This window comes from Burkholderiales bacterium (assembly GCA_036262035.1).
Lineage (GTDB): Bacteria > Pseudomonadota > Gammaproteobacteria > Burkholderiales > SG8-41 > JAQGMV01.
In genome coordinates, this window is the sequence record DATAJS010000027.1 from 167,094 (window position 1) to 193,067 (window position 25,974).

General features: G+C 67.5%; 24 protein-coding genes, 1 other RNA gene and 1 riboswitch. Of the genes, 13 read left to right on the plus strand and 12 right to left on the minus strand.

Annotated features, from left to right (window positions below):
* Positions 1 to 52 precede the first annotated feature (52 nt).
* From VHP37_27085 to VHP37_27110, 6 genes are read left to right on the plus strand one after another with little or no spacing between them, the layout of a single operon-like run.
* The gene (locus VHP37_27085; GenBank protein HEX2830042.1) at positions 53 to 1,051 is read left to right on the plus strand and encodes a glycosyltransferase family 4 protein; all 999 of its coding nucleotides are present in this window, start codon (positions 53 to 55) and stop codon (positions 1,049 to 1,051) included.
* Positions 1,048 to 2,886, plus strand: coding sequence for a nucleoside-diphosphate sugar epimerase/dehydratase (locus tag VHP37_27090; protein HEX2830043.1), 1,839 nt, complete (start codon positions 1,048 to 1,050; stop codon positions 2,884 to 2,886). Before VHP37_27085 ends, VHP37_27090 begins: the two co-directional genes overlap by 4 nt.
* Positions 2,887 to 2,904: 18 nt before the next feature.
* The gene (locus VHP37_27095) at positions 2,905 to 4,122 is read left to right on the plus strand and encodes an O-antigen ligase family protein (protein ID HEX2830044.1); all 1,218 of its coding nucleotides are present in this window, start codon (positions 2,905 to 2,907) and stop codon (positions 4,120 to 4,122) included.
* Entirely contained in the window at positions 4,119 to 4,865 is a 747-nt protein-coding gene (locus VHP37_27100; protein HEX2830045.1) for a glycosyltransferase family 2 protein, read from the plus strand. Before VHP37_27095 ends, VHP37_27100 begins: the two co-directional genes overlap by 4 nt.
* A gap of 26 nt (positions 4,866 to 4,891) precedes the next feature.
* A complete protein-coding gene (locus VHP37_27105) occupies positions 4,892 to 5,725 on the plus strand; it encodes a glycosyltransferase family 2 protein (protein ID HEX2830046.1) in 834 nt (277 codons plus the stop codon).
* Positions 5,722 to 6,825: a glycosyltransferase family 9 protein gene (locus VHP37_27110; protein HEX2830047.1), complete on the plus strand. Its 1,104-nt coding sequence runs from the start codon at positions 5,722 to 5,724 to the stop codon at positions 6,823 to 6,825. Before VHP37_27105 ends, VHP37_27110 begins: the two co-directional genes overlap by 4 nt.
* A gap of 132 nt (positions 6,826 to 6,957) precedes the next feature.
* Here the strand turns inward: VHP37_27110 and msbA are convergent, their stop codons facing one another.
* Together msbA and VHP37_27120 are read right to left on the minus strand one after the other, a co-directional pair.
* The gene (gene msbA / locus VHP37_27115) at positions 6,958 to 8,715 is read right to left on the minus strand and encodes a lipid A export permease/ATP-binding protein MsbA (GenBank protein HEX2830048.1); all 1,758 of its coding nucleotides are present in this window, start codon (positions 8,713 to 8,715) and stop codon (positions 6,958 to 6,960) included.
* Between the two features lie 104 nt (positions 8,716 to 8,819).
* Entirely contained in the window at positions 8,820 to 10,907 is a 2,088-nt protein-coding gene (locus tag VHP37_27120) for a TonB-dependent receptor (GenBank protein ID HEX2830049.1), read from the minus strand.
* Positions 10,908 to 11,004: 97 nt separating this feature from the next.
* A riboswitch (cobalamin riboswitch) is annotated at positions 11,005 to 11,212 on the minus strand.
* 164 nt (positions 11,213 to 11,376) lie between these two features.
* Between VHP37_27120 and VHP37_27125 the strand changes: the two genes are divergently transcribed.
* From VHP37_27125 to ssrS, 3 genes are all read left to right on the plus strand, one after another.
* Entirely contained in the window at positions 11,377 to 11,580 is a 204-nt protein-coding gene (locus VHP37_27125) for a hypothetical protein (protein ID HEX2830050.1), read from the plus strand.
* Positions 11,577 to 11,885: a cell division protein ZapA gene (locus VHP37_27130; protein HEX2830051.1), complete on the plus strand. Its 309-nt coding sequence runs from the start codon at positions 11,577 to 11,579 to the stop codon at positions 11,883 to 11,885. The genes VHP37_27125 and VHP37_27130 overlap by 4 nt, the downstream gene beginning before the upstream one ends.
* A gap of 37 nt (positions 11,886 to 11,922) precedes the next feature.
* A non-coding RNA gene (gene ssrS / locus VHP37_27135) (6S RNA) lies at positions 11,923 to 12,101 on the plus strand.
* A 137-nt stretch (positions 12,102 to 12,238) separates the two neighbouring features.
* On the opposite strand, the gene VHP37_27140 is transcribed toward ssrS, so the two are convergent.
* The 9 genes from VHP37_27140 to VHP37_27180 are packed head-to-tail and all read right to left on the minus strand — an operon-like array spanning position 12,239 to position 20,698.
* Entirely contained in the window at positions 12,239 to 12,691 is a 453-nt protein-coding gene (locus VHP37_27140) for an EVE domain-containing protein (GenBank protein ID HEX2830052.1), read from the minus strand.
* Between the two features lie 4 nt (positions 12,692 to 12,695).
* Positions 12,696 to 13,397 carry a dienelactone hydrolase family protein gene (locus tag VHP37_27145; protein ID HEX2830053.1) on the minus strand — a complete coding sequence of 234 codons (702 nt, stop codon included), beginning with the start codon at positions 13,395 to 13,397 and terminating at the stop codon, positions 12,696 to 12,698.
* Positions 13,394 to 14,371 carry a tripartite tricarboxylate transporter substrate binding protein gene (locus VHP37_27150; GenBank protein ID HEX2830054.1) on the minus strand — a complete coding sequence of 326 codons (978 nt, stop codon included), beginning with the start codon at positions 14,369 to 14,371 and terminating at the stop codon, positions 13,394 to 13,396. Before VHP37_27150 ends, VHP37_27145 begins: the two co-directional genes overlap by 4 nt.
* Positions 14,372 to 14,413: 42 nt before the next feature.
* The gene (gene cofC, locus VHP37_27155; protein HEX2830055.1) at positions 14,414 to 15,037 is read right to left on the minus strand and encodes a 2-phospho-L-lactate guanylyltransferase; all 624 of its coding nucleotides are present in this window, start codon (positions 15,035 to 15,037) and stop codon (positions 14,414 to 14,416) included.
* Positions 15,034 to 15,972: a 2-phospho-L-lactate transferase gene (cofD, locus tag VHP37_27160; protein HEX2830056.1), complete on the minus strand. Its 939-nt coding sequence runs from the start codon at positions 15,970 to 15,972 to the stop codon at positions 15,034 to 15,036. The genes cofC and cofD overlap by 4 nt, the downstream gene beginning before the upstream one ends.
* Positions 15,969 to 16,730 carry a coenzyme F420-0:L-glutamate ligase gene (cofE, locus tag VHP37_27165; protein ID HEX2830057.1) on the minus strand — a complete coding sequence of 254 codons (762 nt, stop codon included), beginning with the start codon at positions 16,728 to 16,730 and terminating at the stop codon, positions 15,969 to 15,971. The genes cofD and cofE overlap by 4 nt, the downstream gene beginning before the upstream one ends.
* A 17-nt stretch (positions 16,731 to 16,747) precedes the next feature.
* On the minus strand, positions 16,748 to 17,431 hold the full coding sequence (gene npdG / locus VHP37_27170; protein HEX2830058.1) for an NADPH-dependent F420 reductase: 684 nt from the start codon (positions 17,429 to 17,431) through the stop codon (positions 16,748 to 16,750).
* Positions 17,428 to 19,773, minus strand: a complete 2,346-nt coding sequence (gene cofH, locus VHP37_27175) for a 5-amino-6-(D-ribitylamino)uracil--L-tyrosine 4-hydroxyphenyl transferase CofH (protein ID HEX2830059.1) — start codon at positions 19,771 to 19,773, stop codon at positions 17,428 to 17,430. Before cofH ends, npdG begins: the two co-directional genes overlap by 4 nt.
* The gene (locus VHP37_27180) at positions 19,751 to 20,698 is read right to left on the minus strand and encodes an LLM class flavin-dependent oxidoreductase (protein HEX2830060.1); all 948 of its coding nucleotides are present in this window, start codon (positions 20,696 to 20,698) and stop codon (positions 19,751 to 19,753) included. Before VHP37_27180 ends, cofH begins: the two co-directional genes overlap by 23 nt.
* 235 nt (positions 20,699 to 20,933) lie before the next feature.
* On the opposite strand from VHP37_27180, the gene VHP37_27185 reads away from it, so the two are divergent.
* From VHP37_27185 to VHP37_27200, 4 genes are all read left to right on the plus strand, one after another.
* A complete protein-coding gene (locus VHP37_27185) occupies positions 20,934 to 21,731 on the plus strand; it encodes a sulfite exporter TauE/SafE family protein (protein HEX2830061.1) in 798 nt (265 codons plus the stop codon).
* 102 nt (positions 21,732 to 21,833) lie between these two features.
* On the plus strand, positions 21,834 to 22,835 hold the full coding sequence (locus tag VHP37_27190; GenBank protein ID HEX2830062.1) for a TRAP transporter substrate-binding protein: 1,002 nt from the start codon (positions 21,834 to 21,836) through the stop codon (positions 22,833 to 22,835).
* 75 nt (positions 22,836 to 22,910) lie between these two features.
* The gene (locus VHP37_27195; protein HEX2830063.1) at positions 22,911 to 23,402 is read left to right on the plus strand and encodes a TRAP transporter small permease; all 492 of its coding nucleotides are present in this window, start codon (positions 22,911 to 22,913) and stop codon (positions 23,400 to 23,402) included.
* Entirely contained in the window at positions 23,402 to 24,709 is a 1,308-nt protein-coding gene (locus VHP37_27200; protein ID HEX2830064.1) for a TRAP transporter large permease, read from the plus strand. Before VHP37_27195 ends, VHP37_27200 begins: the two co-directional genes overlap by 1 nt.
* Here the strand turns inward: VHP37_27200 and VHP37_27205 are convergent.
* Complete coding sequence (locus VHP37_27205; protein HEX2830065.1) at positions 24,651 to 25,970, minus strand: amidase; 1,320 nt, start codon at positions 25,968 to 25,970, stop codon at positions 24,651 to 24,653. The genes VHP37_27200 and VHP37_27205 overlap by 59 nt on opposite strands.
* Between the last annotated feature and the right edge of the window lie 4 nt (positions 25,971 to 25,974).

Here is a 25,974-nt window from a genome sequence, read left to right on the forward strand (position 1 = left end):
CCGCCGCGCGGCCGATGTATTATGCTCGCCCTCGGCTGCGCCTACACCGACCATGTCTGAAACCCTGACAGCGCTCGCGGGCGCACCCTCGCTCGCGTTCGTCGTCTCCCTTGCCGTCGCCTTCTTCCTCTCCCGCGGGAAAGCCGCGAGGCTCGCGCTCGACCGTCCCAACGAGCGCTCGCTGCACGTCACACCCGTACCGAGAACGGGCGGCATCGCGGTGCTCACCGCCGCAGGGGTCGCATCCATGGTGTTCGGCCCTGCCGCGCCGGCGGCGCTGATCGGCGCGCTCGCGGTGGTCGCCGCGGTCTCGCTCATCGACGACATCCGCCACATCCCCGCGGGCCTGCGCCTCGCGGTCCATATCGGCGCGGCGGGCTTCTTCGTGCACTCGGTCGCAACGCCGGACATCCCGCTTGCGGCGCAGGCGGTGCTCGCGGTCGCGATCGCATGGCTGTGCAACCTGTATAACTTCATGGACGGCTCCGACGGGCTCGCCGGCGGCATGGCGCTCATCGGCTTCGGCATCTATGGCGCGGCCGCAGCTGCGGCGGGAGATCTCACTTTCGCGCGCACCAATCTCATCGTCGCAGCCGCGGCCGCGGGCTTCCTGGCGCTCAACTTCTATCCCGCGCGTATCTTCCTCGGCGACGTGGGCTCGGTGCCGCTCGGCTTCCTCGCCGGCACGCTCGGCGTGCTCGGATGGAGCAAAGGGATCTGGCCGCTGTGGTTTCCGGCGGTCGTCTTCTCGGCGTTCATCGTGGACGCGAGCGTCACCCTCGCGCGGCGCGTGAGCAGGCGCGAGCGCTTCTGGATTCCCCACCGCGATCACTACTACCAGCGGCTGGTGCAGATCGGCTGGGGCCACGCGCGCACCGCGTGGGCCGAGTACGCGCTCATGGCGACGACGGGCGCGCTCGCACTGCTCGCGCTGGCGCTGCCGAAGTGGGCATGCGCCGCCCTGCTGCTGGCGCTCGCGTGCGGCTACGCGCTGCTCGCGCTCGCCGTCGAGCACGCCTGGCGCGGCCGCCTGATGTCGCGCGAGCCATGAAGCGCAACTGGCGAATCGCTCTGGCGCTGCTGCACGACGTGCTCGCGTGTGTCGCGGCGTGGTACCTCGCATACTGGCTGCGCTTCAACCTCGACATTCCCGAGGAGCACCTGCAGCGCGCCGCGAGCCGGGTGCCGTGGATCGTGCCGCTGAACGCGGCGATCTTCCTCGCGTTCGGGCTGTACCGGGGCATCTGGCGCTTCGCGAGCCTGCACGACCTGAAGCGCATCGTCACCGCGGTGGGCGTCGTCGCGATCGTCACGGCGGCGGGATTCCTGATGGCGCGCGAGAGCGTGCCGCGCTCGGTGCTGATCATGTATCCCCTCTTCCTTGCCGGCATCATGGCGGGCGGCCGCATTGCGTATCGGGCATGGAAAGAGCGCCGGCTCGACAGCCTCATCCCGACCGAGCGCGAGCCGGTCTTCGTCATCGGCACCGGTGACGCCGCGGCGGCGCTGGTCAAGGAATTGGTGCGCCGCGCCCAGTGGCTTCCGGTCGGCCTGTTCGACGAAGACGGCGGCAAGCGCGGGCGGCAGGTTCACGGCGTGCGCGTGCTCGGCGCGTTCACCGATCTCGAGCAGCACGCGGAGCGCCTCGGCGTCACCAACGCGATCATCGCGATGCCCGAGGCCGACCACTCGACACGGCGCAGGGCGGTCGAAGCGTGCCGCGCCGCGAGCCTCAACACCCTGACGGTGCCTTCCTTCGAGGACCTCGTCAGCGGCCGGGTCACGGTCTCGCAGGTGCGCCACGTCGAGCTCGACGACCTGCTCGGCCGCGACCCGGTGGTGCTCGACGTGCACGGGCTCTCCGAATGGATCTCGGGCCGCGTCGTGATGGTCACCGGCGCCGCGGGCTCGATCGGCCGCGAGCTCTGCCGCCAGATCGCCCAATACGGTCCGAGCCGCCTCGTGCTCTTCGAAGCGAGCGAGTTCGGGCTGTACCAAGTGGAGCAGGAATTCGTCGAGCGCTTCCCGTCGTTGCGCATCAACTGCGCGATCGGCGACGTGAAGGACGCGGTGCGGGTCGACCAGGTGATGTCGCTGTACAACCCTTCGCTCGTCTTCCACGCCGCGGCATACAAGCACGTGCCGCTCATGGAGAACGAGAATGCGTGGCAGGCGATCCTCAACAACGTGCGCGGCACGCAAGTCGTGGCCGAAGCCTCGATCGCGCACGCCGTCGAGAAGTTCGTGCTGATCTCGACCGACAAGGCGGTCAATCCGACCAACGTGATGGGCGCGAGCAAGCGCCTCGCGGAGCTCGTGTGCCAGGCGCTGCAGGGCGAAGGCGGCACGCGCTTCATCGTCGTGCGCTTCGGCAACGTGCTCGGGTCGACCGGCAGCGTCGTGCCGCGCTTCCGCGAGCAGATCGCCAAAGGCGGCCCGATCACCGTCACCCATCCCGAGATCCGCCGCTTCTTCATGTCGATCCCCGAGGCCGCGCAGCTCGTGGTGCAGGCCGGCCTGATGGGCACGGGCGGCGAGATCTTCGTGCTCGACATGGGCGAGGCGGTGAAGATCGCCGACCTCGCGCGCGACATGATCCGCCTCTCGGGCCTCGCCGAGCACGACGTGCAGATCGTGTACACCGGCTTGCGTCCCGGCGAGAAGCTCTACGAGGAAGTGCTCGCCGACGAAGAGACCTCGCTGCCGACGCCCCACCCCAAGCTGCGCATCGCGCGCGCGCAGCGCGAGACCCGCGAGTGGCTCGACCGGCTTGCGAGCTGGCTCGACCGCACCGACGTCCCCGACGAGCACACCGTGCGCAGCGACCTCGCGCGCTGGGTCCCCGAATACCGCGCCAACCCGCACGGCGCGGCGCAGCCGGCTTGAGGACCGCAGGCGATCCCGATGGCGGCCGCTGACCGGGCGGCGACGATCGCGCGAGCCGCGCGCTGGCCCGCGATACTGATCGGGTTCAGCGTTCCGATCTCGATCGCCGCCGACAACATCCTGCTCGCCCTCGCCGCGCTCGGAGCCGCGGTTGCGCTCGCCGACCGCGAAACCCGCGCCGCGGTTTTTTCGAATCCGGTCGTGCGCTGCGCGCTCGCGCTCTTTGCGCTGCTGGCGCTGGGCACGCTGTACGGGGAGCGCTATGCCGGCGACGCGGGACGCTACCTCGGGAAGTACCTCGACCTCGCGCTGCTGCCGCTGCTGCTGGTCCCGTTCATGGACGCGCGCTCGCGCAGGCTCGGCCTGTATGCGCTGGCCGCGTCGCTCGTGGTTACGCTCGGGCTGTCGTTCGCGCTCAAGCTCGGCCTCGTGCCCGAAGGCCGGCCGTTCGCCGGCAAGCCCGACAATGCCGCGGTCTTCAAGAACGACCTCACCCACAACTTCCTGATGGCGTTCGGCGCATTCCTGTTCCTTCAGCTCGGTTTCGCCGCCCGCGGCGTGCGCGCGCGCATCGCGTGGTGGGCCTGCGCCGCGCTCGCCGCGGCCGACGTGCTGCTCCTCGTGCGCGGACGCACCGGGTATGTCGTGCTGTTCGCGCTGCTGGTGTACGCGGGCTATGCGTGGAAAGGCTGGCGCGGCCTCGCGGCGCTGTGCGTGGCGGGCGCGCTCGGCGTGACCGCGCTGCTGCTCACGCCGAACATGTTCTCCGCGCGCGTCGAGCGCACCTTGAACGAAGCGAGGCAGTGGCAGGAGAATCGCGTCAGGCACGAGGAGTCGATCACGATGCGCCTCGAGTGGTATCGCAATTCGCTCGCCATCATCGCCGCGCACCCGGTCGTCGGATCGGGCACCGGCTCGTTTCCCAGGGCGTATGCCGAGCGCACGAGCGGGAGCGCGCTCAAGACGACGGTCAATCCACATAACGAGTATCTCCACGTCGGCGTGCAGATCGGGCTCGTCGGTCTGGCGGCGCTGCTGGCGCTGTTCGCCGTGCAATGGCACGCCGCTTCGCGGCTCGCGACCCCGCTCGAGACCCACCTCGCGCGCGCGCTCGTCATCGCCTTCGCCATCGGCTGCCTCTTCAACTCGCTGCTGCTCGATCACACCGAAGGCCTGTTCTTCGCGTGGCTGAGCGCGCTGCTGTACGGCGGGCTCGGGCCGCGCAAAGCCGCATGACGCTGTCCGCGATCGTCATCGCCAGGGACAACGAGCGCACGATCCGGCGCTGCGTCGAATCGCTCGCATTCTGCGACGAGATCGTCGTGGTCGATTCCGGCAGCTCCGACGCGACACCGGAGATCTGCCGTTCGCTGGGCGCCCGCGTGCACGTCACCGACGACTGGCCGGGCCATGGGCCGCAGAAGAATCGCGCGCTGGACCTCGCCAGCGGTGACTGGGTGCTGTCGGTGGATTCGGACGAATGGGTGACGCCGAGGCTGCGCGACGAGATCGCCGCGGTGCTGCGCTCGCCGGGTGAACGCCGCGGTTACGCGATGCCTCGCTGCTCCAGCTTCTGCGGCCGCGAGATGAAGCACTCGGGCTGGTGGCCCGATTACGTCGTGCGCCTCTTCCGGCGCGATTCGGGCCGCTTCACCGACGACCACACCCACGAGCGGCTGGTGGTGCAGGGAAGCATCGGCAGGATGAAAGCGCCGCTCATGCACGAGGCGATCGTCGACCTCGACCAGATGCTGCGCAAGATGAACGCGTACTCCACCGCTTCGGCGCATATGAGGCGCGATGCCGGCGGCCGCGGCGGGGTGTTGCGCGGGATCGCCCACGGGCTCTGGGCGTTCCTGAGGACGTACGTGCTGCGGCTCGGCTTTCTCGACGGGCGCGCGGGGTTCCTGCTGGCGGTGGCGAATGCGGAGGGGTCGTATTACCGGTACGTAAAGCTTGCGATGCTCGAAAAGAAGTGACGGGTGAGGCGGTGACGGATAAGGCGGTGACGGATGAAGCGGTGACGGGGAAGCGTGCCGCGGTCATTGTCACGACGTACAACCGGCCCGACGCGTTGCAGGCGGTGCTCGAAGGGTTTCGCGAGCAGGATACGCACGACTTCGAGCTGCTCGTCGCGGACGACGGGTCGACCGACGAGACGCGGCACGTCGTCGAAGCCTGCGCGCGCGGCGCGCCGCACCCTGTGCGCCACGTCTGGCAGGAAGACGAAGGCTTTCGTGCCGGAGCGGCGCGCAACCGGGCGCTCGCGCAGACGAACGCCGGCTACGTCATCTTCACCGACGGCGACTGCGTGCCGCCGCCGTTCTTCGTGAGCCGCCATCTCGAGCTCGCGCAGCCGGGCTATTTCCTCGCCGCGAATCGCCTGCTGCTGTCCGAAGCGTTCACGCGGGAAGTGCTGGCGCGGCGCATGCCGATCCATCGCTGGGGCGCGCCGCAGTGGCTCGCGGCGTGGGCGAAGCGCGACGTCAACCGCGCGCTGCCGCTCGCGCATCTGCCCGACTGGGCGTTCAGGGTGAAGCAGCCCGCGCGCTGGGAAGGCGTGAAGACGTGCAACCTCTCGGCGTGGCGCAGCGACCTTGCGCGTGTGAACGGCTTCGACGAGCGCTATTCCGGGTGGGGCCTCGAAGATTCCGACCTCGTGATCCGCCTTCTTCACGCGGGGGTGAAGCACAAGAGCGCGCGCTTCGCCGCGCCGGTCTTCCATCTCTGGCATCGCGAGAACGACCGCTCGCGGCTCCTTGATAATCGCCGCAAGCTCGACGAGATCCTCGCGTCGCAGAGGACCGAAGCCATGGTCGGGCTGGACCGCTACGCATGAGCGCGGGACTCACCCTGCCGGCCGCGCCCGCGAGCGTGCTCGTGGTCGTCACGCGCCGCATCGGCGACGTGCTGCTCGCGACCCCGGTGCTGCGCTCGCTCAAGCGCGCGTGGCCCGCTTTGAGGCTCGACGTGCTGGTCTTCGCCGGCACGCAGGGTTTCATCGCGTCCAACCCGGACGTGAACCGCGTCATCACCGTGCCCGAACGGCCGCGCTTATCCGAGCACCTGGCGCTCGCCGCGAGCATCGTGCGGCGTTACGACCTGGCGTTGAGCCTGGTGCCCGGCGACCGGCCGACGCTATACGCCTATCTCGCCGGACGCCGCCGTGTGGGGCTGCTGGTCGATTCTCGCAAGGAGAGCTGGAAGCGCCGCCTGCTACACGCGTGGGTGCCGTTCGACAACGACTCGACCCACACGGTGCGCATGCATCTCGCGCTGCTCGACGCGATCGACGTGCCGCGGGTGGGAGAAGTCCGGCCGTCGTGGAATGCGGAGCACGAGCGGGAGGCGCATGCTGCGCTCGGCGACGTCGTGACGCAGCGCTACGCGGTGATGCATCCGTATCCCAAGTTCCGCTACAAGATGTGGACGATCGAGGCGTGGGGCGAGCTCGCGCGGTGGCTGCACCAGCGCGGGTTTGCGGTCGTGCTCACCGGCGGCCCCGAAGCCGCCGAGCGCGAGTACGTCGCGGCCGTCGCGGCGCGCGCGCCGCACGCGATCGATCTCTCCGGCAGGCTCTCGCTGGGCGCGGTCGCTTACGTGGTGTCGCGCGCGGGCGTCTTCGTCGGCCCCGACACCGCGATCACCCATGCCGCCGCGGCGCTGGGCGTGCCGACGGTCGCGCTGTTCGGTCCCAGCAACCCGGTGAAATGGGGCCCGTGGCCCGCCGGCCAGCCGGCCGATGCGAACCCGTGGCAGCTCGTCGGCTCGCAGTCGCGCGGCAACGTGCGCCTCGTGCAGGGCGTCAGCCCGTGCGTTCCCTGCCGCAACGAAGGTTGCGACAAACACCTCGAGAGCGAGAGCCGGTGTTTGACCACGATGACTGCGCAAACGGTCATCGAGGCGGTGGAGGATGTTCTTGGAGCTGAAAAAACCTGAACCGCAAAGGGCGCAAAGGACGCCAAGGAAAGCAAATGAAAATGGATTCCCGCCGTCGCGGGAATGACGGGCACCACCCGCCGCGTTGGTTTCCTTTGCGTCCTTTGCGTCCTTGGCGGTTGATTGCTCTCTTCAAGCCTCGACGATATTGAACTGCGTCCGATAGAGCCGCGCATACAAGCCGCCTGAGGCGAGCAGCTCGTCGTGGGTGCCGCTCTCGATGATGCGGCCGTGCTCGAGCACGAGGATGCGGTCGGCGCGCTCGACCGTCGAGAGGCGGTGGGCGATGACGATCGTCGTGCGGTTCTGCATCAGGGTTTCGAGCGCGGCCTGGATGTAGCGCTCGGCTTCGGAATCGAGCGCCGACGTCGCTTCGTCGAGGATGAGGATCGGCGCGTTGCGCAGCAGCGCGCGCGCGATCGCGAGCCTTTGGCGCTGGCCGCCCGACAGCCGCACGCCGTTCTCGCCGACGAGCGTCTGCAAGCCCTGCGGCATCGCTTCGATGAAATCGAGCGCGTGCGCCGCGCGCGCCGCGGCGACGATGTCCGCCTCGCTCGCGCCTTTCATGCTGCCGTACGCGATGTTCGCCGCGACGGTGTCGTTGAACAGCACCACGTCCTGGCTCACCAGCGCGATATTGCAGCGCAGGCTCTCGAGCTTGAGCTGCTCGAGGTCGATGCCGTCGAGCGTGATCCGGCCCGCGCTGGGGTGATAGAAGCGCGGCACGAGGTTCACCAGCGTCGTCTTGCCGCTGCCGGAAGGCCCGACCAGCGCCACCGTCTCGCCCGCGCGTATCCTGAGGTCGATGTCGTGCAGCGCGCTGCGCTCGGTGGTCGGGTACGCGAAGCTCACGTGCTCGAAGGCGATCGCGCCTTTCGCGCGCGCGATCTCGATCGTGCCGCTATCGGGCTCGCCGGCCTCGTCGACCAGCGCGAAGACGCTCTCCGCCGCAGCGAGGCCGCGCTGCAGCGGCTCGTTGAGGCTGGTGACGCGCTTCAGCGGCGCGTTGAGCATCAGCATCGCCGTCACGAACGAAGCGAAGCCCCCGACGGTAATCTGGTCGGCGCTCGACTGCATCGTCGCGAGCGAGACGATCAGCGCCAGCGCGATCGCGACGATGAGCTGCACGATCGGCACGCTGACCGCCGACGCGCTCGACTGCTTCATGAGGAAGCGGCGCACGCGGTTCGCCTCGTCCCTGAAGCGCGACGTCTCGTACGACGCGCCGCCGTGGAGCTTGACGACCTTGTGGCCTTCGATCGCCTCCTGCAGCACCTGCGTGAGCTCGCCCATCGAGCGCTGAACGTCGCGGCTCGAACGGCGCAGGCGCACGCTGATCAGCTTCACGACCACCACGATGAGCGGCGACAGCACGAGCGAGAGCAGCGTGAGCTTCCAGTTGAGCCAGAGCATCCACCCCACCAGCGCGATCGCCGACAGGCCGTCCTTGAAGATCGCCGTCAGCACGCTGGTCGCCGCGTTCGTCACCTGGGTCACGTCGAACGTGACTTTCGAGATCAGGTTGCCCGCGGCGTTGTTGTCGTAATAGGGCGTCGGGAGCTGGACGAGCTTGGCGAACATCGCTTCGCGCAGGTCCATGACGACGCGGCTGCCGACCCAGTTGATCGAGTACTGCGCGATGAACTCCGAGATGCCGCGAGCCACGATGATCGCGACGACCACGAACGGCATCAGGTGCATCACCGTCGGGTCCTTGTCGACGAACGTGCCGTCGAGCAGCGGCTTCAACACCGCGGGCAGCGCCGCCTCGGTCGCGGCGACGAGCATCATGCCGAGGATCGCCAGCGCGAAGACTCCGCGATACGGTTTGACGTAGCCGATGAGGCGGAGATAGAGCTGGGTGCTGGTGATCGTCTGCACGTCGAGCATTGTACTTGTTCGAGGTGCGACCCCGGCCTCTTCGGGGTCGCACCTCGCAAACTTCGGGGTCTGACCCCGGCCTTTTTGGGGTCTGACCCCGGTTTTTTTCGAAGCTACAACCGGTACTCGACGCTCACCATGCCGTTACGCTGCGGCAGCGGGTAGGCGTTGTAGCGGTCGAGCACGAACTGGCTGCGCACCGCATAGTTGTAGTACTTGCGGTCGAACAGGTTGTTCACGCCGGCGGTGATGGTCCACGGCCCGCGCTGATGGACGAGCTTCAGGTCGACCAGGGTATACGAAGGGATCCTGGCCCCGAGGCTGTTCGGCTCGTCGTTGTCCATGAATTGATCGGACACATACGTGACGAGCGCATTCAGCCGCGTCGCGGACGTGAAATCCCACGACGCCCTGACGTTCGCCTTGTGCCGCGGCACCAGCGGTACCGTCTTGCCGGCGATCGCCACGTTCTGCAGGGTGAAGAAGCCGCCGGCGAGCACACCCTCGCGGAATTCCGCGTCGATGTACATGTAGTTGGCGGTAATGCCCAGCGCGGGCAGCGGCCGCGCGCCGGCCTCGAGCTCGATCCCGCGGCGGCGCGAAGGCGGCAGATTGCGGTTGCCCACGCCGGTGGTGAAAGGATCGAGGTGGATCTCGTTCGACACGTCCATCACGAAGACCGTCGCGCGCCCGGTCGTCGTTCCGCGGCGAAGCTCGATGCCGGCTTCGTGCGAGCGCACGGTCTGCGGCTGGAGGAACTGGAACTCGTTGGTGAACGCGGTCGAGGTCTCGTAGAGCTCGTCGATGTTCGCGAAGCGATAGCTGCGCGCGGTCTTCGCGATCAGCGCGGCGGCAGGGACGACCTGGTAGCGCGCGCCGAGCTCGTACGCGGTCTGATAAAGGCGCCGCGAGCCGGGAGACGCGCCGGAGCCGCAAAAGCCCGGGAAATTGCACGGCGCCGACGGATCGAACCGGTCGGTCGCTCGTATGCGCAGGCGCTCGCGGCGTGCGCCCGCTCTCACGGCGAGCGCGTCGGTGACGCTCGTCGTGTTGAGCACGTACACCGCGGTATTGTCCTGCTTCGCGTCGACCGCATTGACCGGCTGAACGATGTTGAGGGTCGAGTTCGAGCGGCGCTGCTCGTAGTCCCAGCGATACCAGTCGAAGCCGACGATCAGCGAGTTGGCGCGGCCGAAGAGCGGCGTGTCGATCCTCACGCGCGGCGTGAGCGACCACACGTCGAGGCGCGTGGCGCGGTAATCGGGAAAACCGCCGAAATCGAAGAACGCGCGCTGCGCCTTGTCGCGATAGCCCGCCCCGATATCGAGCTCGCCGAAACCGAACGTCCTGCGCCAGTCCAGGCTCGCGCGATTGCCTTCGCGCTGGCCCCAGTCCAACGGCGTGTTGGTGCCGCGACGGTCGGTTTCGAGCTGGTTCTGGCCGATGCTCGGCTGGACCGTACGCGCGCCGGGCAGGCGCAGCCCCTGATTGTCGGTGGCGAGCTTCAGCGAGAGATCGTCCGATGCGCCCGACCAGCGCAAGTCGGCCATCGCGTTCGTCTGCCGCTGCTGGTTGTTGCGGCGATAGCCGTCCGATTCGAATTGCGTGCCGATCACGTTCATGCCGAATGAGCCGCGCGCGAAGTTGCCTTCGATCACGCCCTCGCGCGTCTGGTACGAGCCGGCCGCGCCGCGCAGCGCCAGCGAGTCGGCGCGCCCGATCGGAGACTTGGTGATGATGTTGATCACGCCGGCGGTCGCGCCGTCGCCGTACAGCACGCTCGCGCCGCCGCGCACGATCTCGATGCGCTCGATCGCGGGCAGCGGCACCGCGGACCACTGCACGCCCGAAAGATCGATATCGGTGACACGCCGGCCGTCGACGAGGATCAGCGTGTTCTGGCCGCCGGTGACGCCGAAGCCGCGCAGGTCGACCGTGGCGTTCGCCGCGTTGTTGCCGAAGAGGTCGCGAACGATGATGCCCGCCTGCTCGGCGAGCAGATCGGGAACCGTGCGCGCGGTGCTCTGGCGTATCGCGTCCTCGGTGATGACGGTCACGTTGACCGGCCGGTCGACCGCGCGCGTCTCGAATCGGGTGTCGGTGACGACGACGGGTTCGAGCAGCGTGGGCGGCAGGTCAGCTGAATGAGCGGCGCATGCGAGCGCGCCCAGCGCAGACAGGGCCGCAGTTCGGTATGTCATGAAAGGTCCTTCGCCTGTGGCGCGCCCGCCGCGCGCCGTCCGGATCAAGGCGATGGGACCGCAAGGTCGAAGCATCGAGGCCAGCCACCCGCGGCCCATCACCACGTTCCGAGCGGGCCGGTATACGGGCTCGCGAGGCGGGGCGGCGCGCCTTCCCGGATTGCACGGCAATCCAGTGGCATATGCGCACGTCCTGGCGGTCGAAGACCGCCGCTCGCTTACCGTTGCGGGGGCAGCACAGGCGTTACACCTGTTTCCCGTTTAACCGCGTCGCTGGCTGCGACGCGAGCACCCGGCTCGGTGCGCCGGCGTCGATCTCGCGGAAAGCCGCGCCGGCAGCGTCGCGATGGTACCACCGAACGTCTCTACGTGAGCACCCACCCACGTCCAGGTAACAATGCTCCAAACAACTTTCAAACTCGGGCGTTAACAGTTGACCGTAATGAATTTTTGAAACTATAGTGCGAGGGTGGATGCGGACCTCAAATCGCTGGAGGGCAAGATTGCGCAGTTCGTCGAGCTGTGCCAGCGACTGCGCGCCGACAACCAGCAGCTGCGCCAGCAGCTCGCCTCCGCTTCGAATCAGGTGAAACGCCTCGAAGAGAAAGTGAACACCGCCACCGCGCGTCTCGAATCGCTGCTCGCGCAAATCCCCGCCCAGGACGACGCGTGAGCGAAAGCAAGAGCCTGCAGGTCACCATCATGGGCCGCGAGTTTCGTGTCGCGTGTCCCGAAGAAGAGCAGGCCGGTCTGCTCGAAGCCGTCGACTATCTCAATCGCAAGATGCTCGAGATCCGCGATGCCGGCAAAGTCATCGGGCTCGAGCGCATCGCGATCATGGCTGCGCTCAACATCGCACATGAACTGCTTACGACGAAGGTCGGCGGCGGTTTTGACATGGGTGAGATCAAGCGTAGAATGAATCGCATGGAAGCGGTGATCGATCAGGCGATGTCCGATCAGACGAAGCTCTTCTAGTTTTCCTCGGCATCTTCTGAAGCTCGACGCTCGCAAGTTTCCCCTGCGGTGTTCGTAATAGGTCTAAATTCTCTGAACCAATAGCGGTAATTCGCGTTGCCGACTACAGTTGCCTGGTGTGCGCGTCCTACTGGGAAGCGCCTGAAGGGCTCGGAAGGCGACCATCTTGGACCCCTGGTTCAAGAGTCCAGACCTGACGGCACAGGCGGGGGGCCCGTTTAGATGGGCCAAAAAAGCGGCGTGAGCCGCTTTTTTGTTTGGCCCATCTAAACGGGCCCCCCGCTACGCGGCGGTAAACGACACGGAGGGAAACCTGCGGTTTCCCTCCGTGAACCTCCCTTCCCTTTGTCGCCTTACATCAGTTTCTTGGTGATGTATTCCCACTCGTCCGGATCCACCGGCGTGATCGACAATCGATTGCCCTTCTGCAGCACCCGCATCTTCTCCAGCTTCTTGTGCTTCTTCATCTCGTCGAGCGTGACGAGCGGCGTCTTCTTCACGAACTTGAATTGAACGTTGAGCCAGCGCGGCTCTTCGCGCTTCGACGCCGGGTCGTAGTAATGACTCTTCCTGTCGAACTGGGTCTCGTCGGGATGCGCGGGCGCGCTCACTTCGACGATGCCGACGATGCCGGGCTCTTCGGTGTTGGAGTGATAGAAGAACGCCTGGTCGCCGACCTTCATCTGGTCGCGCATGAAGTTGCGCGCCTGGTAGTTGCGGATCCCGGTCCACGACGTCTTCTTGTCCTTCTGCATGTGGTCGATGCCGTAGGTCGTCGGTTCGGACTTGATGAGCCAGTAGCGCATCGTTCTATCCCAGGTGCTGCTTGAAGAAGTCGATCGAAAGCCCGAGCGCGCGGTCCGCTTCGGGCTTGCTGTAAGTCCTGCCGCCGTGCCGCGCGAACGCGTGGTCGGCGCCGGGATACTTGTGGATCGTCACCAGCGGGTTCGGCGACAGCCTGCGCTCGAGCAGGTCGTTCACTTCCGCCTGCACCCAGCGGTCCTTCATCGCCATGTGCAGCATGAAAGGCCGGTGCAGGTTACCGACCTCGCGGATGTTGTGCTCGATGTAGGTGCCGTAATAGGCCACCGCGCAGTCGATGTCGGTGCGGCAGCACATGAGATAGCAGAGCTTGCCGCCGAGGCAGTAGCCCACCGCGCCGACCTTGCCGTTGCACTCGGGGCGCTTCTCGAGATACTGCCACGTGTCGACCATGTCCTGCACTCCGAGGTCGTAGTCGAAGTCATAGTACAGGTCGAACGCCTTCCTCACGTGCTCGGGGTTCTTGTCGGAGAGCTCGACCCCCGGCTCCTGGCGCCAGAAGAGATCGGGGACCAGCGTGACAAAGCCCGCTTCGGCAAACTCGCGCGCGTGCTCACGCATGGTGTCGTTCACGCCCCAGATCTCCATGATCGCGATGATCGCGCCCGCCGGAGTGCTGTCGGGAATCGCGACGTAGGCGCCCATCGCGCCGCCGCCGCGCATCGGAACCTCGACGGTCTCGAATTTCAACCCTGATGTCCTTTCAGTCCCGCCGCCTTGATCACGCGCTCCCACTTCGTCCACTCTGCGCGGATCATCTTGCTGAACTCGTCCGGCGAGGAGGCGACGCCTTCGAACGCCTGCTTGGTGAGCTGCTCCCTGAGCGCCGGCGTGCTGATCGCCTTGGCCGTCGCGGCCTGGACCTTGTTGACGATCGCCCGCGGTGTCCCCCGCGGCGCAAGGATGCCGTACCAGCCGCTCGTGTTGAAATCGAGCCCGCTCTCGGCGATCGTCGGCACCTCCGGCAGCAGCGGCGTGCGCTTCGACCCGCCGACCGCGAGCGCCTTCAACCTGCCCGCCTTGATGTGAGGCAGCGCCGGCGCGGCGCCGTTGAACAGCATGTCGACCTCGTGCGCGAGCAGCGCGGTCTGCGCCGGCCCCGCGCCTTTGTAAGGCACGTGGACGATGTTGATGCCGGCGGTGAGCTTGAGCAGCTCGCCCGCGAGATGGATGCCGGTGCCGTTGCCGCCCGAGCCGAAGTTGAGCTTGCCCGGGCGCGACTTCGCGAGCGCGATCAGCTCCTTCACATTGGAGACCGGCAGCGACGGGTGCACGACCAGCACGTAAGGCGCCTGCGCCGCGAGCGTCACCGGCGCGAAGTCCTTGAGCGTGTCGTACGGCGTCTTGGTCCCGAGGTTGGGAACGATGACGAGCGGCCCGGAGAAACCGAACAGCAGGGTGTAGCCGTCGGGTGATGCATTCGCGACGGTTTCGGCGCCGATCAGTCCCGCCGCGCCGGCGCGGTTGTCCACCACCACCTGCTGGCCCAGCACTTCGGTAAGCCCTCCGGAGACCAGCCGCGCGATGACGTCGACCGGACCGCCCGCGGACGAAGGCGCGATCATGCGGATCGGTCGCGTCGGGTAGTTGGCGTCCTGCGCGAGCGCCGCGGCGCCGGATGCCGCGAGCGCGATCGCGCAGACGGCCATGGGCATGATCTTCATGATGTCTCCTCGTTTATTGTGGGCCCGCCCGAAGGTGGCGAACTATACCATCGGCCTCCTCGGCCCATGTCCGTCGAGGTCGAGCCAGCGCGCGTAGTCGTCGGGCGTATCGACGTCGAAAGCGAGCGCCTCGTCGCGATGCACCGCCAGCGCGAGGTTGCGCGCCGCCGCGGCCTCGGAATGGCGCGCGAAGCTGTCCTCGCCGAATTGGAAATCGAACGACGCGCCGCATCGGACCATGATCGCGTTGGTGCCGCGGCCGGTGCGGTCCGGTGCGATCGCGATGTCGCTGCCGGCCGCGGCGGCCGCAAAGCGCTCGAGCGCAGCCGCGTCGAGCAGCGGGAGATCGCACGCGAGCACCAGCACCGACGACGCGTCGAGCGCGCACGCGCGCCGCACGCCCAGCGCCGCCGCGGCATTGAGGCCGCCGGCGCCCTCCTCGTCCAGCACCCTCGTGCCGCGCATGCGGCATAGCTCGGCCACGCGCGCGCACGTGCTCACCACGATGCACGACGCGAGCGTGCCGCGCCACGCGCCGATCGCGCCGAGCGTGTGCTCGAGCAGCCAGGTCGTGAACTGCGCGCGCGCCGAAGCGTCGAGCACGCCGGCGAGCCGCGACTTGCCGGTGGCGATGCCGCGCACCGGCACGACCACGCAAGTGTTCATCGGCGCAGCGTGCCGGCGAAATCGGTCGCGGCGCGGGCGAGCGCCGCACTCCTGGCGACGTCGGTCATCATCGTGTCGGTCACGCACACGCGCTTGCCTGCGGCTTCGATCGTGCGCGCTTCGGAGGCATCGCGCTCGTCGACGATCCATCCGTCGACGAGCGCCCCGTAGTGCTTCGCGACCGCGCTCGCGCTGACGGCGAGACCGAGCTCGCGCATCATCTTCGCAGCAGGTCCTTTGACCGCGTCGCCGCCGACGATGGGCGAAACCGCGATTACCGGGAATCGCCGGCGCCCGATCCATTCGCAGATCGACGGGATCGCCAGCATCGGCGCGATGCTCACGAACGGGTTCGACGGACAGACGATCAGCGCTGCGATGTCGGCGTCGAACAGCGCGCGCACGCCGGGCGACGGTCTCGCGTCTTCCGCGCCCGCGAAGCGAAAGCCGGTGACTCGAGGCTCGCAGCGGCGCTTCACGAAGTAATCCTGGAACGAAAGCTCGCCGGCGTCGGTCGAGACCCTCGTGCGCACCGGGTCGTCGCTCATCGGCGTGACGGCGTGACGCACGCCCAGCCGCCCTGCGACTTCGAGCGTGACCTGCGACAGCGTCGCGCCGGCGCCGAGCGCCCGGGTGCGCGCGACGTGCAGCGCCAGATCGCGGTCGCCGAGCCTGAACCACGTCTCCCCGCCGAGCGCGCCCAGGGTCTCCATGAAGCTCCACGTCTCGTCGGCGCGGCCCCAGCCGAGCTCGCGATTGTTGAGGCCGGCGAGCGTATAGGTGACCGTGTCGAGGTCGGGACAGATGGTGAAGCCGAGGTGCTCGAAGTCGTCGCCGGTGTTGACGACGATCGTCAGTCGCTCGGGCGGCAGAACGGCCGCGAGGCCGACCGCGAGGCGCGCGCCGCCGACGCCGCCCGCGAGCGCGACGATCATCGGAACAGGTCCTCGGCGCGCGGACGGATCAGCTCGCGCACGCTGCCTTCGCGCTTCGCGTACGGAAAGCCGCGCACGAGCACCGCGGGCACGCCTTCGCGCGCCTGCCCCATCACGAGCGAAGCGGCGGCCGCGATCTCGTCGGCGACCGCGATCTGCGTCACCTGCATCGCGCGGCCTTCTCGGTCGGGCTGCCCGCGCATATCGACGAGCGCAGGTATGCCGGCGACGCCGATCGCGATTCCCGCGACACCGTTGCGCCACGCGCGGCCGAAGCTGTCGTTGATGACCACGCCGCAATCGACGCCGGCGCTCTCTATAAGCTCGGTGCGCAGGCGCTGCGCGGAGGCATCGGGGTCTTCGGGCAGCAGCAGCGCGCGATCTTCGGCGCCGGGCACGTTCGACTGATCGATGCCCGCGCTCGCCATCACGAAGCCGAGCTTGTGCTCGACGATCATCACGTTGGGCTTGGCGCGCAGCACCTCGCGCGATTCGCGCAGCATGAGCTCGACCAGGCGCGGGTCCTTGTGAGTGGTCGCCGCGAGCTCCAGCGCCTGCGTCGACGGCGTGACCGAAGACAGGCTCACGGTGCGGCCTTCGGCCTTGGAGACGATCTTCTGCGCGACGACCAGCACGTCGCCGGTTTCGAGCCGCAGCTCCGCTCGCACGATCGCGTCGAGGAGCAGCCGCGCGAGCGGCGCGCCGCGTTCGATTTCCGGAATAGCGTCCAGGCCGAAGAGCGACAGGTTACGTTTCACGTTTCCCGTTCCACGCTTCACGAACGCGCCAGCTTCTCCGCCGGCACGCCCGTCACGCGGATCCCCGACGCCCGCACCTTGTAGTGCTTGTTGATCGCGATCAGGACCGAGGTCATCGCTTCGACCGCGGCGGAGTTCGCCAGCGCCCCCGCGTGCACCGCGCGCAGGCCCGCGTCCTGCGCCAGCACCACCACGCGCTCGCGTGCGTCGCGATCGTCCCCGCAGACGAGCACGTCGCAGTCGATCTCATGCGCCGGGTCCTTGAGATGGGTCGCGGAGACGTTCTGGAAAGCGGAGACGACTTGGACGTCTGGGCCGAGCTCGCGCTGGAGCGCGAGCACCGCCGATTCGCCGTTCGGGAGCTGCACGCGGTCGACCGGCGGCGCGAGCGGCACCGTGACGTCGACGAGGATCTTGCCTTCGAGCTCGGCGCGGACTTCGATGGCCGTTGCCCGCTGAGCGGCATACGGTACTGTAAGCACGACGATTTGCGCCGCACGCGCAGCGTCTGTATTCGTCGCACCGCGCACCCCGCCTTTGCCCGCCAGCAGCGTGTTGAGCTCCGCTGCAGCGGCTGACGCTTTCTCCGCGCTGCGCGAGCCGACGATGACCTCGTGCCCGGCGAGAGCCCACCGAAACGCGAGACCGCTGCCTTCGGCGCCGGTGCCGCCGAGCACCGCGATCGTCGCTTTCCCGCTCATGCGCCCACCGTGAAGCGCACCGGCTCGAGCGCGGCCGCGCCGTACGAACGCTGCGCCTGAGTGGCAGCCGGCGTTCCATAGAGCGTCGTGCGCTGCTCCGGCTGCCGGCCGGCTGCGCGGATCATGCCTTCCATTCGTTCGGGCGTCGCTTCCTGGCCGTGCTCGGTGCCGGCCGCGCGCGAGATGCTCTCGTTCATCAGCGTGCCGCCGAGATCGTTCGCACCGGCCGCGAGACACGCGCGCACGCCCTCCTCGCCCATCTTCACCCACGACACCTGCACGTTCGATATCGCCGGATGCAGCGCGAGACGCGCGACCGCGTGCATCAGCACCGCTTCGCGGAACGTCGGCCCTTTACGCGCTTCGCCCTTGAGATAGACCGGCGACGACATGTGCACGAACGGCAACGGGATGAACTCGGTGAAGCCGCCGGTGCGGCTTTGCAGCTCGCGCACGCGTATCAGGTGCCGCGCCCAGTGCCGCGGCGTCTCGACGTGGCCGAACATGATCGTCGCGGTCGATCGCAGGCCGAGCGCGTGCGCGGTCTCCATCACGCCGAGCCACTCGGCGGTGTTCACCTTGTCGGGGCAGATCCGCGCGCGCACTTCGTCGTCGAGGATCTCCGCGGCGGTGCCGGGCAGCGTGTTGAGGCCCGCCCCGATTAATTCCCCGAGGAAATCGCGGATGCTCATGCCGAGCGTCGACGCCCCATGAGTCACTTCGAGCGGCGTGAACGCGTGCACGTGGATGGCGGGCGCCGCGCGCTTCACCGCTGCGAGTATCGAGAGGTACGTGCGGCCGTCGTAATGCGGATGGATGCCGCCCTGCATGCACACTTCGGTCGCGCCGCGCTGCCACGCTTCGGCCACGCGACGCTCGATCTCTTCCAGCGGCAGGTCGTACGGATCGCCGCGCAGCGAATGCGCGCGCCGGCCTTTGGAGAACGCGCAGAAAGTGCACCTGTAAGCGCAGATGTTGGTGTAGTTGATGTTGCGGTTGACGACGTAACGCACGATGTCACCCACCGCCTCGCGGCGCAGCGCGTCGGCATGCTCGCAGACGTAATGGAATTCGTCGTCGCGCGCCGCAAAGAGACGGACGATCGAGTCTTCATCGAGCGCGCGGCCTTCGCGCGCGCTCGCCACGATCGTTTCGAGCCCGCGTCCTATGGAAGGCTTCGGGCTTCGACGCGGCGCGACCGGCGCGATGCCGGAGAGTCCCGGCGACCATGCGTCCATGCGCGCGTAACCTTCGGAATCGCCCGCACGCACCACCGCGGTGGCGATTCTGGTCGCGTGCCAGCGCGCGGCGTCGTGCACGTACGTCGGATAGCTCGGCAGGCGCTCGACGAGCACTTTGCCTTTGGCCTGCGTCACCGCACGCAGCCGTGCCAGCTCGGGCCACGGCGCTTCGGGATTCACGTGGTCCGGCGTCACCGGCGACACGCCGCCCCAGTCGTTGATGCCGGCGTCGATGAGGTCGCCGCATGCGTCGGCCGAGAGATTCGGCGGCGCCTGTATGTTCATATCCGCGCCGAGGACGAGGCGCGCCGCCGCGATCGTCCACAGCAGCTCTTCGTGCGGCGCGTGCGCGGCGTCCGCCATGCGCGTGTCCGGCTTGGCGCGGAAGTTCTGGACGATGACTTCCTGGATATGGCCGTAACGCTGGTGCAGGTCGCGAATGGCGAGCAACGACTCGATGCGCTCCGCGCGCGTCTCGCCGATGCCGATGAGGATGCCCGTCGTGTAAGGAATCGCGAGCTCGCCGGCCAGAGCGATCGTTTCAAGGCGCGCACGCGGATGCTTGTCCGGCGAGCCGAAGTGCGGACCGCCGCGCTCGCACAAGCGCTCGGACGCGCTCTCGAGCATTAACCCCTGCGATGCGCTGACTTCGCGCAAGCGCACGAGGTCTTCACGGTCGAGCACACCCGGATTGGCGTGCGGCAGCAGGCCCGTCTCTTTCAGCACGAGCTCACACATGCGCGCGAGATAGTCGATCGTGCTCTCCGCGCCCAGCGCCTTCAGCGCGTCGCGCGCAGCCTTGTAACGCAGCTCGGGCTTGTCGCCCAGCGTGAAAAGCGCTTCGGTGCAGCCTGCGTCACGGCCCGCGCGCGCGATCGCGAGCACTTCGTCCGGCGTGAGATACGCGCCGCGGCCCGCGCGCGGACGCTCGGCGAACGTGCAGTAGCTGCACACGTCGCGGCAGAGCTTGGTCAGCGGGATGAAGACCTTGCGCGAATAGCTCACGACGTCGCCGTGCGCGGAATCGCGCAGGCGCGCCGCTTCCGGCGTCAGCTCGGCGACCGCCAGGCTCAGGAGCTCAGGCGAAGGCAGGCAGGACATCGCGCGCGAACTTCTCGAGCTGGTCGAGCTGATCGGTGCCGGCGAAGCGGATGCAGAGATCGGTGACGCCGGCGGCTTCGTAACGCTTCAGCGTGTCGATCACCGCGGCTGGGGCGCCGAGCCCCATCAGGCCGCGGAAGTTGACGCCGCCGCCGTAGTATTTCTTCAGGAAGTCGGCGGTGACTTCCTCGGCTTTCGCCACATCCTTTTCGATGCGCACCGTCGTGTATACGCACAGCGGAAACCCGGGACGCGGCCGGCCGTGCTTTTCGAACGCGGCGTTACACGACTCGCGCAGCTTCCTCACGTCGTCGTCGGTGCAATAGGTGGTGATCACGCCGTCGCCGAGACGGCCGACGCGGTCGATCTGCGCCGGGATGATCTCGCCGCGGTTGCCCGCGGTGATCAGGACCGGCGGGCCGGCTTCGGTCCACGGCAGCGGGCCGATGGTGTGCCCGGTCAATCTGAAATCGCTGCCTTCGTAGCTCACCGGCTTCCCGCTCCACAGCTTGCGCCACGTCGCGACGTGCTCTTCGAGGTCCTTGCCGCGCCGCTTGTGGGTGCGGCCGCAGGCTTCCCATTCGCGCACGATCTCGGGCAGTCCCCAGCCCGCGCCGAGCCCCAGCACGAGACGGCCGCCGGAGAGCTGGTCGAGGCTCGCCAGCGCGTGCGCGAGCACCGTCGGCTGTCGCAGCGCCGGCAGCAGGATCGCGGTGCCGAGCCGCGCGCGCTTGGTGATCGCCGCGCAGTACGCGAGCGTGGTCAGCGGCTCGACGCGCGGCTTGGCGACGATGCTGTCGCCGACCCAGATGTCCATGCCCGCGTCGTCGCACGCGCGCGCGACGGTCCAGCACTCCTCCAGCGGCGGCCGCCGCGTCGACTGGATCACCACCGCGCGATGCGGCAACAGCACACCTAATCTCATTCCTCGCCCTGCTTCACGGGTACACTTCGGAGGAGCCAAGTTTAAGCCAACGCGAGCGCTCCGCAGGTTCGAAGGCGTGATTTACCGCCAAGGACGCAAAGGACGCCAAGGAAGGCCGAATCGGGTCGATAACGCCCGTCATTCCCTCGAAAGCGGGAATCCATTTTGGTTTGCTTTTCCTTGGCGTCCTTTGCGTCCTTTGCGGTTCAATCGCTTTTCAAAGCCTTTCAAAACAATGTTCGACTGGTGGTGGGCTTATCTCGGCGTCGGCGCGTTCGTCGGCTTTTTCAGCGGGCTGCTCGGCATCGGCGGCGGCTCGGCCACCGTCCCGGTGCTCGCGTTCATCTTCGCGGCCAAGGGTTTTCCGGCCGGTCACGTGGTTCATATGGCGCTCGGCACCGCGGTCGCCGCGATGCTCTTCAGCGCCGCGTCGAGCGTGCGCAGCCACCATCTGCGCCACTCGGTGAACTGGCGCGTGGTGCGCTTCATGGTGACCGGCGTGCTGATCGGCACTCTTGCGGGCGCGTTCGTCGCGGGAGCGCTCAATGCTCGGCTCCTGAGCATCGCGTTCACCGCGGTCATCGTCTACGCCGCGACCCAGATGATCAGGCCGCACGTGCCGCAGCCGACCGGCGAGCTACCTTCAGCCACCGCGATGTCTGCGTTCGGCGCAGTCGTGGGATTCATATCGAGCCTGTCCGCGACCGGGGGTGCGGCGATCGTCGTGCCGTTCCTGGCGAAGCGCCGCGTGCCGATCCACGAAGGCATCGGCTCGGCCGCGGCGGTCGGCGGGGTAATCGCGGCGGCCGGTGCGGTCGGTTACGCGATCAGCGGATGGGGCGCGCCGGGCTTGCCGCCGTACAGCGTGGGCTACGTGTACCTGCCCGGTCTGTTTTTCGTCGTGACCGCCAGCGTGGCGACCGCGCCGCTCGGCGCGGCGGTCGCGCACCGCCTGCCGGGGGCGACGCTGCGGAAGATCTTCGCGGTCTTCCTGCTCGCGCTGGCCACCGGGATGGTCGTGAAGTTCGTCTAGGCTGTAACGTTCCCGAGAACGCCTTATCATCACCGTAACGAGAAGTTGTCGAGGAGGCACGTCCCAGATCGAATGACTGTTGCACGAAGGAGGAGCTTCGTTATGAGAACGACGGGAGGAACTCGTTGGCTGCGGCTCGCGGCTGCTTTTGCGCTCGTGCTGCCGGTTTCGGTACCCGCGACGCACGCCGCGGAGCAGACGAAGGTGCTGCGCTTCGCGCACATCTACAGCCAGGAATTTTCGGTCCACAAGGCCGCGCAGCTGATTGCGGACGGCGTCAAGAAGCGCACGGGCGGATCGGTCGAGATCCGCATCCTGCCGAGCGGACAGCTCGGCAGCGAACGCCAGATCATGGAACAGATGATGGTCGGCACGGTCGACATGGGCAACTGCACCGCCAACGTGTGCCAGTCATTCGAGCCCTCCGCGGGGATCACCGCGCTGCCGTATCTCGTGCGCGACTTCGACCACGCGTTCAGGATCGAGGACGGCGCCGTCGGCAAGGAAATCGAGAAACGCCTGCTGTCGAAGACCGGCGCGCGAGTGATCGGTTACAGCACGACCGGCATTCGGGTGGTCGCGACGGCCAGCAAGCCGATCGCCACGATCGCGGATTTCAAAGGGCTCAAGATCCGGGTGCCGGAGTCGCCGGTGATGATCTCGACCTTCAAGTCGCTCGGCGCGAATCCGACGCCGATTCCCTGGGGTGAGCTCTATACCGCGCTCCAGACGCGCGTGGTCGACGCCGGCGAGGCGCCTCCCGCGGCGCTGAACGACATCAAGCTCTTCGAGATCGCGAAGGTGATGTCGCTCACGAATCACATGTACACCGGCCAGTTCATGCTGATCAGCGATAAGGCCTGGCAGCGGCTGAACGAGAAGGAGCGCGCGGCGCTCCTGGAGGCCGGCCGCGAGGCGACTGCATGGCAGCGCGCGTACACGGCCAAGGCGCAGAACGAGATGATCGAATCGCTGCAGAAGGCCGGCGTCAAGGTGCAGAAGGTCGACACCGGTCCGATGCAGAAGGCCGTCATGCCCGTTTATCAGGACTACGCCAAGACGATCGGCGGCATGCAGTTGATCGAAGCCGCCGGCAAGCTGTAGCTCCCGACACCGGTTGTGAGCCGCGGCGCCCGCAGGCCGCGGCCGTGTTACGTCCATAAGAACACGAGCGTCACGATGCCCACCGCAGAACGCCTCGTTCGACGCGTCAATCTCCTCGTGCAATACGTGGTGATCGCGCAATTCGCCGTGCTCGTGGCCGTCGTCGCGGCGGCGGTCTTCTGGCGCTACGTCCTGAACGACTCGATCGTGTGGGCCGAGGAGCTCTCGCGCTATCTCTTCGTCTGGATCTCGTTCCTGGGCGGAGGACTCGGCGTAGGCACCAACATCCACGTCGGCGTGGATTCGCTCGTCGAGCTCCTGCCGGCCCGGCCGAAGCTCGTCGTGCAGATCGCCGTGGAGCTCCTGATCGTCGTGTTCACGGGGGTCCTGATCTGGGTCGGGTGGCAGTTCATGATGTTCGGCATGAGATCGGACGCCTTGCTGCTTCCGATCAAGATGGGGCACGTGTACATGGCGGTGCCGGCGGGCGGCGTCGTCATGCTGGCCAACGTGCTGCTGAACCTCGCGCGGCACGTGCGGACGCTCGTCGAACGGAAACCCGCCTGATGCTGCTGACGATCGCCGTCGCCAGCTTCGTCGTCTTCCTGCTGGTTGGGATGCCGGTGCTGTTCGCGCTCGCGGGCTCGAGCATTCTCGCTCTCACGTTCGCGAGCGACCTCCCGCTCATGCTGGTCGCGCAGCGCATGGTGGCGCAGGTCGACAGCTTCACGCTGCTCGCCGTGCCGCTGTTCATCTTCGCCGGGACGATCATGGAGCTCGGCGGCATTTCCTCGCGGCTCGTCGCGTTCGCGAACTGTCTCGTAGGCCATTACCGCGGCGGCCTCGCGATGGCATGCGTGCTGAGCAGCATGATCATCTCGGGCGTGTCCGGCGCCTCGGCGGCGGACGCGTCGGCGATCGGCGCCATCCTGATCCCGGCGATGATCGCGCGCGGCTACGGCAAGCCGTTCGCGGCATCCATACAGGCGGCCGCCGCGACGATGGGCCCGATGATTCCGCCGAGCAACCTCGCGATCATCTATGCGGTCATCGCCAACGTTTCCATCGGAAAGCTCTTCGTCGGCGGAATCGTGCCGGGTGTGATGATCGGCATTTCGCTGATCATCATGTCGCACTTCTACGCGATCAAGTATGGCTTTCCGGTCGAGAAGAAAGCCACGCTGAAGGAAACCTGGATTGCCGTTCGCGAAGCCTCGTGGGCGCTCATGGCGCCCGTCATCATCCTCGGCGGCATCATCAGCGGCGTTTTCACGGCGACCGAGTCGGGTGCGATCGCGATCGTGTACGCGCTGATCGTCTCGATGTTCATCTACCGCGAGCTCTCGTTTCGTCAGCTCGGCAAGGCGCTGCTCGATTCGGCGCTCACGACCGCGATGGTGATGCTCGTCATCGCCGCGGCCGGCGTTTTCAGCTGGCTGCTCGCGAACGAGAACGTGCCGCAGCTCACGCGGGAGTTCCTGCTCGGCGTCAGCGACAACCCGCACGTGATCCTCTTCCTGATCCTCGCGCTCATGCTATTGATCGGTTGCGTGATGGAGATTGTCGCGGCGGGCATCATCATGATCCCGGTGCTGTACCCGATTGCGAACCACTTCGGCTTCGATTCGACCTATTTCGCCGTGCTCATCATGATGACGATGGCGATCGGTGCGGTGACGCCGCCGGTCGGCGTGACGCTCTACGTGACGCTGGGCATCGCACAGACCTCGCTCTCTTCGGTGAACCGCTTCATCTGGCCGATGGTCGGGGCGCTCGTGCTCGTCCTCGTCATCTGCGCGATCTTTCCGCCGCTCATCACCTATCTGCCCGATCTGCTGTTCGGGGCCGACCCGCCGAAGCTCGTTCCGAAATAAGCGCTGCGACGCGCTGCCCGAGCCCGAGGAGCGTGCGATCGGCGCCGCGGCGCGCGACGAGCTGGATGCCCACGGGCAACCCGGCGGGGCCGGTTCCGGCAGGGATCGTGAGACACGGCAGGTGCATCGCGGTCCACAGGCGGTTGAAGACATTGTTGCCGAGGGCGTTGCCCTTTTCCGCTTCGCCCGGCGCAGCCGGTGTGAGCAGCGCGTCGTAGCCGTCGAAGAGCCGGTCGACCGCGAGGGCGCAATGCATGGTCGCGGCGCGGACGCGCTGCACCTCGTCGGCGTCGAGTCTGCCTCCGTGCTCGATCAACCTGCGTGCGACGGGGCTCAGCTGCTCGCGGTGGTCGCGGAATTCGCGGGCGAGCGCCCACGCGGCCTCCGCACCGGTGACGACATAGAATCCGTCGCTCACGAGCTCGACCTCGGGCGGCAGAGCGACATCCTGAATGTCGAATCCGGCAGCGGCGAGCGCGCGCGCGGTTTTCGCGAGCACGTTTCGCGTCGAGCGCTCGGTCTGTGTCCAGAAAGGCGTGCGGCAGAAGCCGATGCGGATGCCGCGCCGGGTTGTGTTGCGCGGTTCAGCGCGGGCGCACAGCACCGAGTCGAGGAGCGCCAGATCTTCGACCGATCGCGCGATCTCGCCGACGGTGTCGAACGTGGGCGCCAGCGCCTTGATACCTGTGACCGGCACGCGCTGGTAAGTGGGCTTGAACGCAAACACGCCGCAATAAGACGCCGGTCTGATCGTCGAACCGCCCGTCTGCGTGCCGAGGGCCAGCGGCATCATGAAATCGGCGACGCCGGCTACCGAGCCGCTCGAGGACCCACCCGGCGTGTGCCGCGGATTGTGCGGGTTTCGGGTATTCGCGGGCTCGAGATAGGCGAACTCGCTCGTCTTCGTCTTGCCGAATATCACGGCGCCCGCCGCACGAAGACGCGAAACGACTTCCGCGTCGCGCCGCGGCCGGTGATCGCGGTAGATCGGCGAGTTGTACTCGGTCGGCATGCCGCGCGTATCGATGATGTCCTTCAAGCCCACGGGAATGCCGTGGAGCGGCCCGCGCGGCCGCTTCAGCCTGTCGAGGCGCCGCGCCTCCCGCACGGCCCGGTCCGCGTCGATGAACGCCCATGCGCGGACGACCGGTTCCCGCTCCTCGATTCGCGCGAGACACGCAACGACGAGCTCTTCGGCGCTGATGCGGCGCGCGGCGATCAGCCGCGCAGCTTCGGTAGCGGTGAGTCGGTTGAGATCCACGCGG